The sequence below is a fragment of the Microbulbifer maximicatervae (SeqCode) genome (assembly GCF_052467825.1).
In genome coordinates this window covers 1496484-1511150 of the sequence record NZ_CP174327.1, presented here as the reverse complement: position 1 = coordinate 1511150, position 14667 = coordinate 1496484, and the positions used below count along the sequence as shown (strand labels likewise).

The window sequence follows — 14667 nt, the reverse complement described above, 5'->3', positions numbered from 1 at the left end:
CTGGACTGACCAACTTATTTTTCGACGAAAGCGCGCTCAATCACATACTCGTGAGGTACACCTGCGCGGGTCTCCTTGAATCCCCAGTCATCAAGGATATTGGTGAGATCCTTCAGCATTGCCGGGCTGCCGCACAGCATAAAGCGATCTTCCTCAACATTCGGCTTGGGCACACCCAGATCGGTGAAAAGCTTTCCGGACAGCATGAGATCAGTCAGGCGGCCAGTATTCCGATAGGGCTCACGGGTCACGGTTGGGTAGTAAAGCAGTTGCTCGCGTACCATCTCGCCAAAGTACTCGTGTTCCGGCAATTCGTTCTCGATCTGCTCCTGGTAAGCCAGCTCAGAAACATAGCGAACACCGTGAGTAAGGATTACCTGGTCAAAACGCTCGTAGACCGTGGGATCTTTGATGATGCTCATGAAAGGTGCCAAGCCAGTACCCGTGGACAGCAACCACAGGCGTTTGCCCGGCAGCAGGTGGTCCGCCACCAGAGTACCGGTGGGTTTTTGGCTCACGTAGATTTCATCGCCCGGCACAATCTTCTGCAGGCGGGAGGTCAGGGGGCCATCGGGAACCTTGATACTGAAGAATTCCAACTCATCTTCGTAGTTGGCACTAGCAATAGAGTAGGCGCGCAGCAGTGGACGGCCATTGTCCTGCTGCAAACCGATCATCGTGAAATGTCCGTTCTCAAAGCGAAAACCCGAATCCCGGGTGGTCTTGAAGCTAAACAGTGTGTCGTTCCAGTGATGGACTTCCAACACCTTCTCTATATTCAATTTGGACATAAACTTAAAACCGGTTATTCCACGACTCTCTTGATAGTTGAATTTTAGCCCTAGAAGATCTATTGGCAAAGTGGGATATTTCGATATTCCTTATCTATTTTAACGATCAACTGGAGATATCCCTTTGCGCTACACGCTCCGCCAGTTAGAGGTGTTCCTTGCCTGTGCCCATCACGAGAATGTCAGTCGTGCTGCGGAGAGCCTGAGTATGTCCCAGTCCGCAGCCTCCACAGCGCTGAAAGAGTTTGAACAGCAGTTTGAGTTACGCCTGTTCGAGCGCACCGGTAAACGGTTGCGCCTCAATGAACTGGGACGGCAGTTGTGGCCAAGGGCGGAAGAACTCCTGGAGCGAGCCCAGGAACTTGAGCAGACACTGGCCACTCACCGGGAACTGGGAAGCCTGAAGATCGGAGCCACCCTAACCATTGGCAACTACCTGACTGCCAGCGTGATGGCTCGTTATATGGAAGAGCAGCCCGGTACTCAAGTACAACTAGAAGTTGCCAATACCGCCGCGATTGCCGAGAGGGTGCTCAATTTTGAATTGGACCTGGGATTAATTGAAGGAGAGATCAATCACCCGGATCTGGAAATCATTCCCTGGCGCCATGATGAGCTGGTTGTTTTCTGTGCACCAAACCACCCTTTGGCAAGCCGCAAGCGCCTCGCCGATAAAGACCTGATCGGTGCGACCTGGATCACCCGGGAATCGGGATCTGGAACGCGACAGACTTTTGAGAGAGCCATGGTAGGGCTATTGCCACAACTACATATCCTATTGGAATTACAACATACAGAAGCGATCAAGCGGGCCGTAGAAGCGGGGCTTGGAATCAGCTGCCTTTCCCGTGTTTCATTAACTGATGCTCTTAAGCGCGGCTCGCTTATTGAGCTACCCGTACCAGATAGAGACTTTCATCGAGAATTCTATTTTGTCCTGCATCGACAAAAATACAGAAGCGCCGGAATTAAGCGATGGATGGAATTATGTGACTCAGCAGGATAAAAAAAGATTAATTATTTGAGAAAATTTGTATTTAAATCATAGAGTTATCTAATTTGCTTAAAATCAGTAAAGTTACATCATTCCAGTCTTTAAGCCGTATGGGCTAACCCTGCGTTTTGCGTATGATGAATTCTCATCTACCTCTATCATCAATCCAAGATCTACTACCTATCTACTTATTTTGGTAAATTACGCAACTTAAGACGACCTCCCCAACCTATAGTTTTATCTATGATTTTTTAAGTGGTCTGCTCCTTACTTACAAAGAGATTATATGAAGATTAAAGGAATTTTATTGTTTTGTGCTGTTTTCAGCCTCTCACTATCCGCTTACGGAAATGGCCTGATTTCCATCAATGAAAAAGCCGAATATCACGACGAAGAATTAATTGCATCCAATATAGTTAAAGAGTGTAATAACCTTGGTTATCAATTTTCAAGCTCAACCAAGAAATTTCTTGGTAAGCATGGATTTGCCAGTTCACTAGACCCAGAGTTGGATATTCAATCAGAGGGATACAGTCTTAAATTAACAATTCTCAATGCATATAGCGGAAGATATATTTCAGGTAGCCATCAAAAATCAGTCTCAATTGAGGCTGAACTCTACAAAAACGGCGACTTGATAGATACACTCAAGACCACCAGAAATTCAAGTGGAGGCTTATTTTATAAATTCAAAAGCTCCTGCAGTGTTCTTGAACGTTGTGTTCACACCCTTGGCAATGACGTAGCCAAGTGGATCTCTAGAAACCATAAAATTTAGCTTCACCCAAATAAGGAAACATCATGAATTATATTATTAAATCCATATCTGCTGCAGCCTTTGCATTAATAGTATCTGGCTGTACAAGCAATCCGATTATGAATATTGAAAGTAGATTAATTCCCGATCGTCTTGACGGGTCAGCTCAAACTCAAGATTCAATTAAAAAATCAATTATTGCAGGGTGCATCGAGAGAAACTGGACTTGCCAACAAGTTGCTCCTGGGAAAATATTAGCCACCATTAACGTTCGCAAGCATCATGCTGAAGCAGATATTATATATAACCTTAATAGTTATAGTATCACCTATAAAGACAGCGATATGCTTGACTATAGTGAAAAATATTACACCATTCACAGAAACTACAATCGCTGGGTTAGAAATTTAAATGATGCGATTGTTAAAGAACTTTCAATATAATTTATCTCCCGCTATAGCTAACACTATAGCGGGGTATACCGTAAAAAAATATATTTCTTTTTACTATATTCTATAATCTCAAGCAAAAATCATATATTGAATTTCTTTGAAAAAAGTACATTTTTTAAGTAAATATTTCTTGGCACAGGCAAGGACTTTATTATAGCGAAATACATTGAAATACTGTCCCTTTAATCTCAAAAGAAACCACTTATATCCTCGTACTAAAGTCAGTTAATCTATTCACCGATTATCTTTTGCCTGAACATGGATGTACTTCCCAATTACCTTTTTATTCCTGTCTACAGTAAAAAAATAGACCCTAGCAAAAAAACTGACCTACTAGTTTATCTTCTCTCCGATAAATGTTATCACTATATACATAACACTCTTTCCTTTTATGTATCCCACCACCTAAGATACTGTATAGATTAGTAGCTTAAAATCATCATGTGTATTTGCCTCTAAGTATAATGCCTACCTCAATCAGACTCTCCTTCTGGCGAGCTAATTTAAAAAATATCGCAAGTAACTTTCTTCGAGGCTGTCGAAATAAAGATCATCTGCTAAAACAGAGAATAAATAGTATATGGTACTTACATATCTAATTCATGCGACTTAAACTATTCAACTGCTTTATGATGACTAGGTTCTATATTATTGGCGAATCACACATCAGAATTTCTATGAGACTTTCGACACTATACGCGCCTTTACAGAAAACCAGGAAGGCCTCTCTCTTCGAATGGTTTTTTCATCTTTTAGAATTCAATTAATATTAAATAGACCCCCAAAAACCATATTTAGCATTAAATTAACTTCAAACAATTATTAAGACCAATTAATACTAAATTATAATCTGATTTTGCTATTGGTGGTGTAATTAGTTTTATATGTTAACATGAATATATGAGAATTCATTCCTGGTTAGCGTAGAATTTTCATTAGTCTCCATAAGTGTACTTTTGTAAAGGATGAAGCAGTACATGAGTAAAATTTATTTGTTGATCATAGTTTTTATGTTGATCGGATGTACTAATTATCAACCAATATTTCCTGAGGGCTATGCGGGAGATCGATCGACTATTAGCGACACTTTTATCCAAGTCGGTTCAGGCGAAGCACAGTTTTTTTATGTTGAATCAGTAAATAGAATTCCAGTAGAGAATGCTCTAGATATAACATCCCAAACTTCATTCAATAAAGGACGAGTAATATATCCTTCTGGATACATTCGAGAGGTCCCATCCCAACCATTGACGATTAATGTCATCGGTAAAAACGTATACTCAGCCCCAATATTAGGGCTAATGGATTCTAATAATCTATATACAATTCAAGCGGATTTAGAAATTAACCCTAAAAAAAATCACGACTATTTAATAAAAGGTATACTAGAAAATAATTATCGTGCCATATGGATTGAAGATAATACTGGTGGCATAGTCTCGAGCATATACACATATATAAATGGTAAGTCAGAATATATTTCTAGCAGAGAACTAAAGGGATACTCACCAGCTAATACTAAAGAAGAGATTTATTTACAAATCAAAGGGGGAGAAACCAATGGTACAATTATTAAGAAAATTGGTCATCCTGACAGAATAGAAAAGTTACCTTCAACTTTATTTAGACCTTTTCGGCAAACGATATATAAATATGATCAGCTAGGTGAAATACACTTCTATAATTTTTTTGGAACATTATATACAAGAAAAATAGTTCCGAATATAGGTGACATTAAACTGGAATTAACTGAAAGATTGACCAATAATGATCCAATATATCTACGCGAATTAGGAATTTTTTACTACAAAAACTCTAATTTATCTACTGATGAACTAGATTTGTTTGCTCAAAAGATACTAGATTTGAAACACAGTAAAGATCCCTATATGGTAGATGCTTTAGCATGGTTCTGTAAAATTCTAGGAGCCTCTAAAAATACAAAATATAAAAATTTACTTCAAAATCTATCACAAGATGATGTACATAACAAATTAAGAAGATATGCCAGATCAAGTTTTAAAGAGATCAACGCCAACTAAAATTCAACATGAATAAACGATTTAGCAGAGTAGAAGTCTCTTAGATTTATTTTTTACTCTGCTTTTTTAACATACTAGAAAAATTTACAGCTTTATTTTCATTCGGAAATTCAGAATTAGGCATATCGCAGCATAAGAAACTACAAAGAGGCTCCCAACCATCTTTAACATTGAAAAACAAAATGTTGTCCTTTGGAATAATCTCTTTAATTTTACTTATATGAGAATGGTATATAATACGGGCGTGATCCTTTGAAAAATCATTAGCAAATGTTTTATCAATTATGTATTTTTTTACAATTTTAATAAAATATGAAGCTCTTTCATAATCAACATGGTTCGCCCAGTATAGAGCGGGGAAAATTGTGTTGCTCATACTGGAATACCAATCATCAAAATTTCTCTCAGTGAATATTACTTTTGCTGACGGATTCTCGGAAAAAAATTCTTCTATAAAGATACAGACTGGCCAGTCCAGCATTACCTCATATTTATCTGAAAGAGATTTCCAGTCGGGAAATTCCTTTTCCAACTCTATTAACCAGTGCTGACTAAGACTATGAGATGATGCAAAATCACTCATATGTAGACAAGATCTAAATCCTAGTGCCTCCAAAGCTAACTTTAATGAAAAAGTCCCTGTGCGGCCAAACCCCGCACCAATTATTTTAATACTCATTAACGCTTAAATAGGAAAATATCAAATATCGTAGCCATTTAATCCACAGGGAATAAAAGAGAGGGTAGCTCCAAATGTTATTAAAAATAAAATAAGATTACTTGCCACCATCATCACTACTAGACTAAAAAAAAATTGGGATATAAAAAATATAATTGCTAAAAATTAACACCTAGATTAATAACAAACGGTACATCTATTCCATCATTGTCACTGAACAAGTTGGCGTTGGAGAAGTGTTTCCAGGAAACCATTAGCACCAGATCTTCTTTTCTTCTCCAGTTGATTCGCGCAGCATATCCAACCTGTGCCTGGAAAGAAAAGTTATTATCCTGACGACGGTTTCCCAATTGGTTGCTGGAAATATAGCTAGGACCCAACGCTCTAACAAAGAAATAAGGTTGCCCCCAACTTCTTTGCCTGGGATATAGATTTAATTGAGGATAGATAGAAAACGCTCTTATACGTTTATTTTCATCGGCATCAGTAGTTAGCTCTGTATAGCTAACACCTATATCAATGTGCTGACGGTAACTCTTTTCAAAAGTTTTAAAGGAGTAATCTATCCCGTAGGTTTTATTATTCTGACTTGAATCAGGCTGCGGGCCACCGCCAAAACTCACTAAGAGTTCATCAGCAGTAACTGGCTGAGCCAAAATAATTGTCGAAACTACAGCCAGTACCCACTTCATATGCTATCCCTAGGTTAAAGCTCTCTAAGAGGAAAATTAAATACGTCTTTTAAATATTAAAGAAGTATTGATTCCGCCAAAGGCAAAATTATTACTCATCACATACTCAGTATCGATGTGCTTTCCACTGCCTTGGATATAATCCAATTCCGCACAGTCAGAATCAACCTCTGCCAAATTAATCGTGGGATGGAACCAACCGTTACGCATCATCTGAATGCTTGCCCAAGCCTCCAATGCGCCACAGGCACCCAGCGTATGACCGGTATAGCTCTTAAGTGAGCTTATGGGTACTGCACGCCCAAATGCATTACGGGTTGCGTGGCTTTCTGCAATATCACCTCGGTCCGTAGCTGTGCCATGCGCACTGACATAACCTATTTCGCTAGTCTCTACCCCAGCCTGTGCTATTGCCTGCTGCAATGCCACCTGCATAGTTGCCGATTGAGGTTGGGTGACGTGGCTGCCATCAGAGTTGGTTCCAAACCCTGCGACCTCTGCATAAATCCTGGCTCCACGGGCAATCGCGTGCTCATACTCTTCCAAGATAAGTGTACCGGCGCCCTCGCCGATAACTAATCCATCCCGGTTGCGGTCGAAGGGACGAGGAGACAATTCAGGGGTGTCGTTCTTTGTTGAAGTCGCATATAAGGTGTCAAAGACCGCAGCCTCAGTTGCACACAACTCCTCTGCACCACCGGCCACCATAATGGTTTGGCTACCATTGCGAATTGCCTCATAGGCATACCCAATCCCCTGGCTTCCAGAGGTACAAGCGGAGCTTGTGGTATAAACCCGTCCACACAAGCCGAAAAATACCCCAATATTGACCGCCGCCGTATGGGACATCATTTTTATGTAACTGGTCGCATTGAGGCCGTCGGTGCGGTGATTTATCAACATATTGCCGAAATCAGCCACTGCTGACGGAGTGCCTGCTGACGAGCCATAGGAAACTCCGACAGCACCACTTTTGAGAATGGGGTCATCCAACAATCCCGCATCCTCAAGCGCAATCTCACTGGCGCGAACCGCCATTAATGAAACGCGCCCCATGCTGCGCACACGTTTACGGTTGTAGTGGGCCGGTTTTTCGAAGTCCTTTACCGGCGCGCCCAGTCGGGTTTCAAGCCCCTCATACTTATCCCAGTCTTCCATGTAGGAAATGCCTGAAAGACCGCTCTGTAAAGCCTGACTAACCGAGTCCCAACCTTGGCCGATAGGGGATATTCCGGCCATTCCTGTAACAACCACGCGTTTCATTAGCAGAGACCACCATTTACTGAGATAACTTGACGGGTGATGTAAGCAGCACGTTCATGCATCAGGAACGCTACAGTTGCCGCCACTTCTTCTGGTTTACCCATTCTGCGGGCAGGCACCATTTTTAAAATTTCTTCAACGGGCAAGTCTTCATCTAACATATCGGTGTCAATGAGGCCCGGAGCAACACAATTCACGGTAATCTTTCGCTTGGCTAACTCCAACGCCAATGCCTTACTTGCACCGATCAAACCCGCTTTGGATGCGGAGTAATTTACCTGGCCGCGATTTCCAGCAATGCCGGATACAGAAGTCATCACGACAATACGGCCGGGCGCACGGCGCCTGACCATTGGCATGGTTAAGGGGTGTAAAACATTGTAGAAACCATCCAGATTGGTGTGTACAACAGAATCCCAATCTTCAGCAGGCATCGCAGGGAAAGCATTGTCGGCAGTAACACCAGCATTGCACACAATGCCGTAGTAACAGCCATTACTCTCGACATCTTCCAATAAGACATCCCGTGCTTGCTCCCGGTCGGCAATATCAAACTGCAAAATTCTGCTTTTTCGCCCTAACTTAGCAATCTCTTCTGCTGTTTCCTCTGCTTGATCACGGCGGCTGCGGCAATGTAAAACAATATCGTAGCCATCTTCAGCTAACTGAAGTGCAATCGCCCGGCCAATACCACGACTGGAACCGGTAACTAAAACCCACTCTGACATTTAGTTTCTTTCCTTCAAATACTGTTCTACGTTATCCGGCTGATAAACATTAAGTCGTGCACTCTGCTCGATAGATGAGCCGGTTATCACACACTCAAATGTCGCCATGCCATTTTCAGCCTGGAGAATGCGCTGGACATCAATTGTTAATTCTTCCCCGCAGCGATAACTCTCGATATTTGACAGGAACTTGCGAGTACCCAGTAAAAAACCCAGGCGAACGTCTTTACCCTGCTCTTTTGCATGATATCCGGAGAAAGCTGCGATGGATTGGGCCATATATTCAATGCCCACGTAAGCGGGAACACGACCGTTGCGGGAAAATATTCCATCATCACGAACTCGCAACTTTGCCTGTAGCTGCTCCTCGCCTACAGAGATCACTTCATCGAGGAGTGACATATTTCCACTGTGTGGCACCAGTTCTTCAGCAGTATATTTTTGCATCTATTTTACCTCTGACTGCCCAAGATTACCGAGCAATTACTCCCACCAAAGGCAAAAGAGTTACTCATTACATAGCGCAATTTTCCAGGAGCCTCGTGGCCTTGATACAGGTTCAGTCGCACGATCTCCGGATCATAGTGGCCATCATACTGATGGCGGGGAAATTGATCATATTGTAAGGCAAGCCAACAAAAAGCCGCTTCAAGAGCGCCTGCAGCACCGAGTGTGTGCCCGGTGAGAGGTTTTGTGGAAGAACACGGTAGCTGGCTTCCAAACACTCTTTCAACGGCCAGAGCCTCCATAGAGTCGTTATGTGGCGTTCCCGTACCATGAAGATTCAGATAATCAATGTCGGCGGTATCCAAGCCGGCATTCTCCAGAGCCCCGCGCATACAGGCTTCCGCACCACGTCCTTCTGGGTCTGGGGCCGACATATGGTGGGCATCAGACGTGGCAGCAACACCGGATAGAACTACAGGACCAGGCTCTTTGCTCAGCACAAACATTGCTCCAGCTTCCCCGAGATTAATACCATCCCGATTAACGCTGAAAGGATTGGTCTGGCCGGTACTAAGTGCCCCCAGGCTATGAAACCCCCGGACTGTCATGCCACAGAGAGAGTCCACACCGCCAACAACAACGGCATCACAAGTACCGGTTGAGATAAGGCGCCGGGCACTGGCAAAAGCATTGGCACTGGAGGAACAAGCTGTGGAGACGGTGAGCTGAACGCCTTGGATTCCCAGGTACTTCGCAACAAAGGTACTCAAACCAGCCATTTGCTGTTGAAGCCGATAATTATATCCGGTCTCTCTCTCACCACTTAAGTAGGCCTCACCTGAGTCTATTCCCGAGGTTGAGGTTCCCATCACAACGCCAATTCGGCCCGCACCATGTTTTTCTATTAGTTCAGCGACTGCACTTTCAATTTGAGTCAGCACAGCCATAGCCAACTGGTTATTGCGGCAGTGGTAATCTTGCAACGAACTCGGTAAATCAGGCAGCTTCCCCTGCACAATACCCAGATTCCCTCTGTATTGTGGCAAATAGGTTTCATCGACCTGCATATGAGAACTCTCATCACCGAACAAGGAATTAGCTACTGCCTCGGCAGTATTTCCCAGGGTGCAGATGATCCCCATATGATTAAGATAGAAATTTTTCATACTTAGAAATTCCTAATGCTTAACCTATAACCCAGTAGTTTGTGCTCCAGCTCAATTTGGGCCTTCCAAATATCTTTACTGCTATAGCGAGCCACTGAATTCACTTCACCATTGTGTGAGAGTTTTCGCGTGTAAATTCCCTCGACAATAGCCTCGTCCAAATTCCAGCCTACGGGCAATACTTCACGAAGCTGGGCAATTGGCCAGTATACAAACTGGATATCTGCCAGCAATTTCTCTGGTGGCACTCTCTCTGCTCTACTCATGTGGTAATGGGTGCTGACCTCATTACCATCGTATGTAACATCCAGCAGGCTTATCCCTTCAGGGCTGAGAAGAGATATCTTTAAACTCTCCATAGTGTGGAAAGTAGCCGCCATCAATTCATACTCATCGCCTTGATAGACAATGCGTAAATGTTGATTGAGCTGGCGCGGTCCCTCGCTCAATAGCGGGGCCAAAGGCCAACTTTGCAGCTCTTCTTTCCTCCCCCCTGTGGACATACATCCCACCAGAGTAAGAAAACTCAAAAACAGTATTACTTGGCGGAACATATTTCTACCAGTGTATTCAATCGACGCTCAGCAGCGGCAACAAACGGATTTTTTTTATCCCATGCATAACCCGCTAAGATTGAGCAAATCATGCCTTTTATTTCTTTTTGGTCGGTTTGATAAAAAATTACATCCTGGAAACGACCGTCATACCAAGCTTTGACATAGGTTTTAAAAACTTCCACACCATGCTTCAGGGGTTCAACAAACTCTTCATCCCAATCAACCGCTTCCCCTGAGAGCTGGCGATGCAGGCACTCAACTGCTAACTCTGAGGATTTCATTGCAATGGTAACACCGGATGAAAATACCGGGTCTAGAAACTCTCCGGCATTCCCCAAAAGCGCAAAACCTGGGCCGGCCAGTTTGGTCACATCACTGGAATATCCACGAATACGTTGTATTTCCGTATCGAATTTTGCATTGCGCAGAGTTTTTGCCAACTCGGGGGCGGAGGCAATAGCCCCTTTCAATATCTGTTCCGAATCCTGCCCCCAGGTCGAAATCTTTTCTTTCTCACCTACAACCCCAATAGAAGCTCTTCCATCTGCAAAGGGAATCAACCAGTACCAAATATCCCGCTCACTGGGATGCACAGTGATTAAGATTTTATCGCGGTCAAAATGGCTATCATCAATATTGTCTTCAACATGTGCAAATACGGATTCTCGAACAGGAAACTCTGACGGACGATCGAGATCAAGTAATCGCGGTAAAACTCTGCCAAAGCCACTGGCATCCAATACAAAGCGCGCCTGGAAAACCAGGTTTTCGCCATCATTCTCGGCAATTAACTTTGCGTTATTCTCAGCAATATCAACTGACACTACAGAATGGCGATAATAGACCTTAACACCCTGGCGCTCTGCCTCATCAGCCAGGATTTTATCAAACTTAGCTCGCTGTACCTGGAAGGTGGTGCCATGCCCCGAGGAGAACTTCTCCCGGAAATCAAATGATGTACGAGCACCATCCCACTCAAAAGCAGCACCATTTTTATATTGAAAGCCCGCTGATTTCACAGCTTCTAACATATCTGCTTTTTCAAGATACTCGATACATTGAGCCAGTAGGCTTTCACCAATAGAAAAGCGAGGAAATTCTTCCCGCTCAACTATCGAAACTTGCCAACCTTTTTTAGCCAATAACGCACCTGCGATAGCTCCGGCAGGACCAGCACCAATAATAACAACGTCAGACTTAATTTCTTTCATTGGCTAATATCCCTTACCCCGTGTACAAAAAAATAAAAATGCCAACAACAAAGTTAATACTGTGCCCACAGCCAGGACTAACCCAAAATTTGCTATCGCCGGTGTGCCAGACAATGCTAACAAACCAAACCCTAAAAAAGTTGTTAACCCAGCCATAGCTATCGCCAGCAGGGTATAATGCTGCTCTGCCTTTCTGCTTGTATGGCTAAATATTGCGTAATCTATACCAATACCAAAGACAAGTAATAAAGCCGCAACATGAAATAAATTAATTGCTGATCCCTGTAAAATCACTATCGCAAGGGTGCCTAGTACTGCGCTGGATGGAAGTGCAACTATACTTAAGGCTTGCTTTATTCCTGTTTTAGTTGCAGTTACCAGAAATACAACAATGAATATTAGTGGCAGTAATTGCAGCAACAGATCACGCTGTTGTGACATAACATTAGAGATACTTCTGGTAGTATCAACATAGGTTACTCCAGGCAGTAACTCTAAAGATGACAAATCTTCTTTTAAGCCATAAATACGTACCACAGAATAACAGTGATTATTTTCACAACCCAGCCATAATCCTTTATATTGCCGACCTGCAACTGGCAACCATTCAGAGAAATTAAAGGTATTGAATGGCTGTATTTTAGAACTTAACTGCTGGTTAATATCTTGTGCAGAATAACCCAATTGCAGATAAAAAGACCTGACAGCATCCCCACTGTAAAACTTCGACAATAACTTCCAGTCATTTTCTTGAACCTCTTTTGGAGGTATCCGGTTAGTTACCCCTTGAAAACCACTAATAATTTCCTTTTCTACTAAATAGCCTAGTTGATTTCTAAGTTCCCATTCTCGTGTTAATACTTGTTGTTCATCTTCACCAAAAACCAAAAAATAACGGGAGTCTGGCCGGGATTTAATCAGAGAATTTAGATATATTTCATCTTGTGTAAGAAATTCTGGAGGCTGGTAAAACAGTTTTAGGTCATCATTAAATTGAATTTTCTGAAGTGCCGCAGATCCAAAAATCAACAGCCCAACCAATGGAAACAGGTAGTACTTAATATTGAGTGTAGGAAACTGACTGGAAAATGATAAAGTCCTATGCTTAATATTAACCCAGCCTGGGAATAGCAAGATTACAGTTAACCAGGCCCCTATTAAACCACAGCCGACAAAAACCCCTATTTGTTGTAAAAGCGGAAAAGGTGTTAATGCAAGAGAGAAAAATGCCAAGCAGCTTGATATCAAGCCCAGCAATAGCCCAGGTAATATATCCTTATCTTTTGGCTTGCCCAGCCTCAATCTATTACAAATAAAGTGAAATGCGTAGTCAATCGCCAATCCAGAAACCGTTGTACCAAATACAAAAGCCAGTATATGAATTTGGCCCAAAATAATAATAACACCAGATATACCACTGGCGACACCACATAGAATTGCGAATGTACAGGCTAGTAGAGGTTTTAATGAGCGAAAGACAACAATACATAGACAGCAAATAGCAAGGATCGAAAGGGAGCCAATCAGGCGTATTTCATCCTGTGCCATAGCAGCAGCATACTCTGTATGCAGGGGGGCTCCAGCTACCAGCAGCGAATAACCATTTTTTTGAGCCCATTGCTTTAATTCTAACTGTAAAGAAAGAAGTGATATATCGCTCTCTCCAGTCAAATCAACTGGTGCGGCCAGCGTATAAAGCAGGGTAAAAACTTTATGTCCTTCTGTATGTACCGGAATTCCATCAAAGACTTGTGGAGTAATTCCAATATCAGCGGTAAAGTAATTGCGAAAAGTTGAGAAAGTATCTTTCTCCAAATCAATTCCAGCGCCGTCAGGCCCGTATAATTTACTCAATTGACGCTGTATAAGTTCCTCTGGCGTAGCGTCTAATAACGCCCTATCTTCAGGGCTGAGTAGCTGTTGGCGCAGAGGAAAGAGCAGCTCCCACTCCTCTTTATAGCTTTCAGAATCGGCCCAACGATATTCAACAGACTCTAAAGATTTAGCGGCCTTTAGTTTCTGCGCCAACTCTTGGGTATGCCTGGCCAGACGTTGTGCTTCTTTTCCTTCAGAAACTAAAACCCAAATTAAACTTCCCTGTAATTGCTGACTGACTTTTTTCTGGATGCCAGCACTACTTACCGAGTCGGAGTTATTATCAGCTAATAACAAAATATCTGTTTGCAGCCAGCTGGATTGATAGCGTAATACAGTTATCCCAATAATTACACTAACAAAGGAAAGCCAAATAACAACTCGACGTGACATGGGATTATTTCTGGTTATCTTCTGAGAATTCACTCAGCAGTTGACTGTTATTAGCTTCAACTGAATGTAAATTCATAATATCTATTTCAGTAATTGCCATGTTGGCTTCAGCTAGTACTATTTTTCGAATATTTTTGTCTCCCACGACTTCTATCGATTCAATAACCTTTCTAAAAGCCTCTTGTTTGGGAATTAAGTTAATTCGCCATTGCTCTTCTGCGATCTCTGGTCCCACCGTAAAAGTCTGATCCAGCTCACTAAAATCACCACTGATAATCTTTAATAGTGGATCAGCTACATGATTTCCTACAATATTGCTATTGACCCGATTTCCGGAATCAGCATCATCTAGTTTAAATATTCGATGGGATTCTATTGGATTCTCTATTCGCCAGCTTAATCCTAACTCTTCAGAAATAGCCAGGACGCCTGAAGAAACCAGAGGCCTGGGCAACTGGGGCAGCCTCTTTGTCTGGGAAAAAGTGCCAAGCATCTGTGGAGATGACACAATGTTTTTCTCTATCTCCCGCAAAACCGCCTGCTGCTCTGAAGTCAAAGCAGAAGTTACTGTGGAAAATAGAAAACAAATAAAAAATAAAACAAAACGCTTGGTAGTCATC

The 14667-nt window shown here is 42.5% G+C and carries 15 protein-coding genes; 4 read left to right on the top strand and 11 right to left on the bottom strand.

Annotated features, from left to right (window positions below; translation table 11 throughout):
- Nucleotides 1-14: 14 nt before the first annotated feature.
- Nucleotides 15-791, bottom strand: coding sequence for a ferredoxin--NADP reductase (locus ACJJII_RS06790; protein WP_444918708.1), 777 nt, complete (start codon nucleotides 789-791; stop codon nucleotides 15-17).
- Between the two features lie 124 nt (nucleotides 792-915).
- Between ACJJII_RS06790 and ACJJII_RS06785 the strand changes: the two genes are divergently transcribed.
- From ACJJII_RS06785 to ACJJII_RS06770, 4 genes are all read left to right on the top strand, one after another.
- Entirely contained in the window at nucleotides 916-1797 is an 882-nt protein-coding gene (locus ACJJII_RS06785; RefSeq protein ID WP_444918707.1) for a LysR family transcriptional regulator, read from the top strand.
- A 274-nt stretch (nucleotides 1798-2071) separates the two neighbouring features.
- Nucleotides 2072-2563, top strand: coding sequence for a hypothetical protein (locus ACJJII_RS06780; protein WP_413663955.1), 492 nt, complete (start codon nucleotides 2072-2074; stop codon nucleotides 2561-2563).
- A 23-nt stretch (nucleotides 2564-2586) separates the two neighbouring features.
- Nucleotides 2587-2985, top strand: a complete 399-nt coding sequence (locus ACJJII_RS06775; RefSeq protein ID WP_444918706.1) for an ApeA family protein — start codon at nucleotides 2587-2589, stop codon at nucleotides 2983-2985.
- A gap of 986 nt (nucleotides 2986-3971) precedes the next feature.
- The gene (locus ACJJII_RS06770) at nucleotides 3972-5036 is read left to right on the top strand and encodes a hypothetical protein (protein WP_444918705.1); all 1065 of its coding nucleotides are present in this window, start codon (nucleotides 3972-3974) and stop codon (nucleotides 5034-5036) included.
- Between the two features lie 46 nt (nucleotides 5037-5082).
- Here the strand turns inward: ACJJII_RS06770 and ACJJII_RS06765 are convergent, their stop codons facing one another.
- The 10 genes from ACJJII_RS06765 to ACJJII_RS06720 all read right to left on the bottom strand — a co-directional run bounded on the left by ACJJII_RS06765 (nucleotide 5083) and on the right by ACJJII_RS06720 (nucleotide 14666).
- Nucleotides 5083-5715, bottom strand: a complete 633-nt coding sequence (locus ACJJII_RS06765) for a sulfotransferase family protein (protein ID WP_444918704.1) — start codon at nucleotides 5713-5715, stop codon at nucleotides 5083-5085.
- A gap of 158 nt (nucleotides 5716-5873) precedes the next feature.
- Nucleotides 5874-6407, bottom strand: a complete 534-nt coding sequence (locus tag ACJJII_RS06760; RefSeq protein WP_444918703.1) for an acyloxyacyl hydrolase — start codon at nucleotides 6405-6407, stop codon at nucleotides 5874-5876.
- 36 nt (nucleotides 6408-6443) lie between these two features.
- Nucleotides 6444-7670 carry a beta-ketoacyl-ACP synthase gene (locus ACJJII_RS06755; protein ID WP_444918702.1) on the bottom strand — a complete coding sequence of 409 codons (1227 nt, stop codon included), beginning with the start codon at nucleotides 7668-7670 and terminating at the stop codon, nucleotides 6444-6446.
- Complete coding sequence (gene fabG / locus ACJJII_RS06750) at nucleotides 7670-8398, bottom strand: 3-oxoacyl-ACP reductase FabG (protein ID WP_282930472.1); 729 nt, start codon at nucleotides 8396-8398, stop codon at nucleotides 7670-7672. The genes ACJJII_RS06755 and fabG overlap by 1 nt, the downstream gene beginning before the upstream one ends.
- A complete protein-coding gene (locus tag ACJJII_RS06745) occupies nucleotides 8399-8845 on the bottom strand; it encodes a hotdog family protein (RefSeq protein WP_444892484.1) in 447 nt (148 codons plus the stop codon).
- Nucleotides 8846-8850: 5 nt separating this feature from the next.
- The gene (locus ACJJII_RS06740) at nucleotides 8851-10011 is read right to left on the bottom strand and encodes a beta-ketoacyl-ACP synthase (protein WP_444918701.1); all 1161 of its coding nucleotides are present in this window, start codon (nucleotides 10009-10011) and stop codon (nucleotides 8851-8853) included.
- Between the two features lie 2 nt (nucleotides 10012-10013).
- A complete protein-coding gene (locus ACJJII_RS06735) occupies nucleotides 10014-10514 on the bottom strand; it encodes an ApeN family LolB-like membrane protein (RefSeq protein WP_444918700.1) in 501 nt (166 codons plus the stop codon).
- A gap of 35 nt (nucleotides 10515-10549) precedes the next feature.
- Nucleotides 10550-11779, bottom strand: coding sequence for an NAD(P)/FAD-dependent oxidoreductase (locus ACJJII_RS06730; protein ID WP_444918699.1), 1230 nt, complete (start codon nucleotides 11777-11779; stop codon nucleotides 10550-10552).
- Between the two features lie 3 nt (nucleotides 11780-11782).
- Nucleotides 11783-14047, bottom strand: coding sequence for an MMPL family transporter (locus tag ACJJII_RS06725; RefSeq protein ID WP_444918698.1), 2265 nt, complete (start codon nucleotides 14045-14047; stop codon nucleotides 11783-11785).
- Nucleotides 14048-14051: 4 nt separating this feature from the next.
- On the bottom strand, nucleotides 14052-14666 hold the full coding sequence (locus ACJJII_RS06720; RefSeq protein ID WP_444918697.1) for a LolA family protein: 615 nt from the start codon (nucleotides 14664-14666) through the stop codon (nucleotides 14052-14054).
- Nucleotide 14667 lies beyond the last annotated feature (1 nt).

Coding starts and splice junctions, on each gene's coding strand:
- ACJJII_RS06790 (WP_444918708.1), bottom strand. CDS start 791: ATGTCCAAATTGAATATAGAGAAGGTGTTGGAAGTCCATCACTGGAAC.
- ACJJII_RS06780 (WP_413663955.1), top strand. CDS start 2,072: ATGAAGATTAAAGGAATTTTATTGTTTTGTGCTGTTTTCAGCCTCTCA.
- ACJJII_RS06775 (WP_444918706.1), top strand. CDS start 2,587: ATGAATTATATTATTAAATCCATATCTGCTGCAGCCTTTGCATTAATA.
- ACJJII_RS06770 (WP_444918705.1), top strand. CDS start 3,972: ATGAGTAAAATTTATTTGTTGATCATAGTTTTTATGTTGATCGGATGT.
- ACJJII_RS06765 (WP_444918704.1), bottom strand. CDS start 5,715: ATGAGTATTAAAATAATTGGTGCGGGGTTTGGCCGCACAGGGACTTTT.
- ACJJII_RS06760 (WP_444918703.1), bottom strand. CDS start 6,407: ATGAAGTGGGTACTGGCTGTAGTTTCGACAATTATTTTGGCTCAGCCA.
- ACJJII_RS06755 (WP_444918702.1), bottom strand. CDS start 7,670: ATGAAACGCGTGGTTGTTACAGGAATGGCCGGAATATCCCCTATCGGC.
- fabG (WP_282930472.1), bottom strand. CDS start 8,398: ATGTCAGAGTGGGTTTTAGTTACCGGTTCCAGTCGTGGTATTGGCCGG.
- ACJJII_RS06745 (WP_444892484.1), bottom strand. CDS start 8,845: ATGCAAAAATATACTGCTGAAGAACTGGTGCCACACAGTGGAAATATG.
- ACJJII_RS06740 (WP_444918701.1), bottom strand. CDS start 10,011: ATGAAAAATTTCTATCTTAATCATATGGGGATCATCTGCACCCTGGGA.
- ACJJII_RS06735 (WP_444918700.1), bottom strand. CDS start 10,514: ATGTCCACAGGGGGGAGGAAAGAAGAGCTGCAAAGTTGGCCTTTGGCC.
- ACJJII_RS06730 (WP_444918699.1), bottom strand. CDS start 11,779: ATGAAAGAAATTAAGTCTGACGTTGTTATTATTGGTGCTGGTCCTGCC.
- ACJJII_RS06725 (WP_444918698.1), bottom strand. CDS start 14,047: ATGTCACGTCGAGTTGTTATTTGGCTTTCCTTTGTTAGTGTAATTATT.
- ACJJII_RS06720 (WP_444918697.1), bottom strand. CDS start 14,666: ATGACTACCAAGCGTTTTGTTTTATTTTTTATTTGTTTTCTATTTTCC.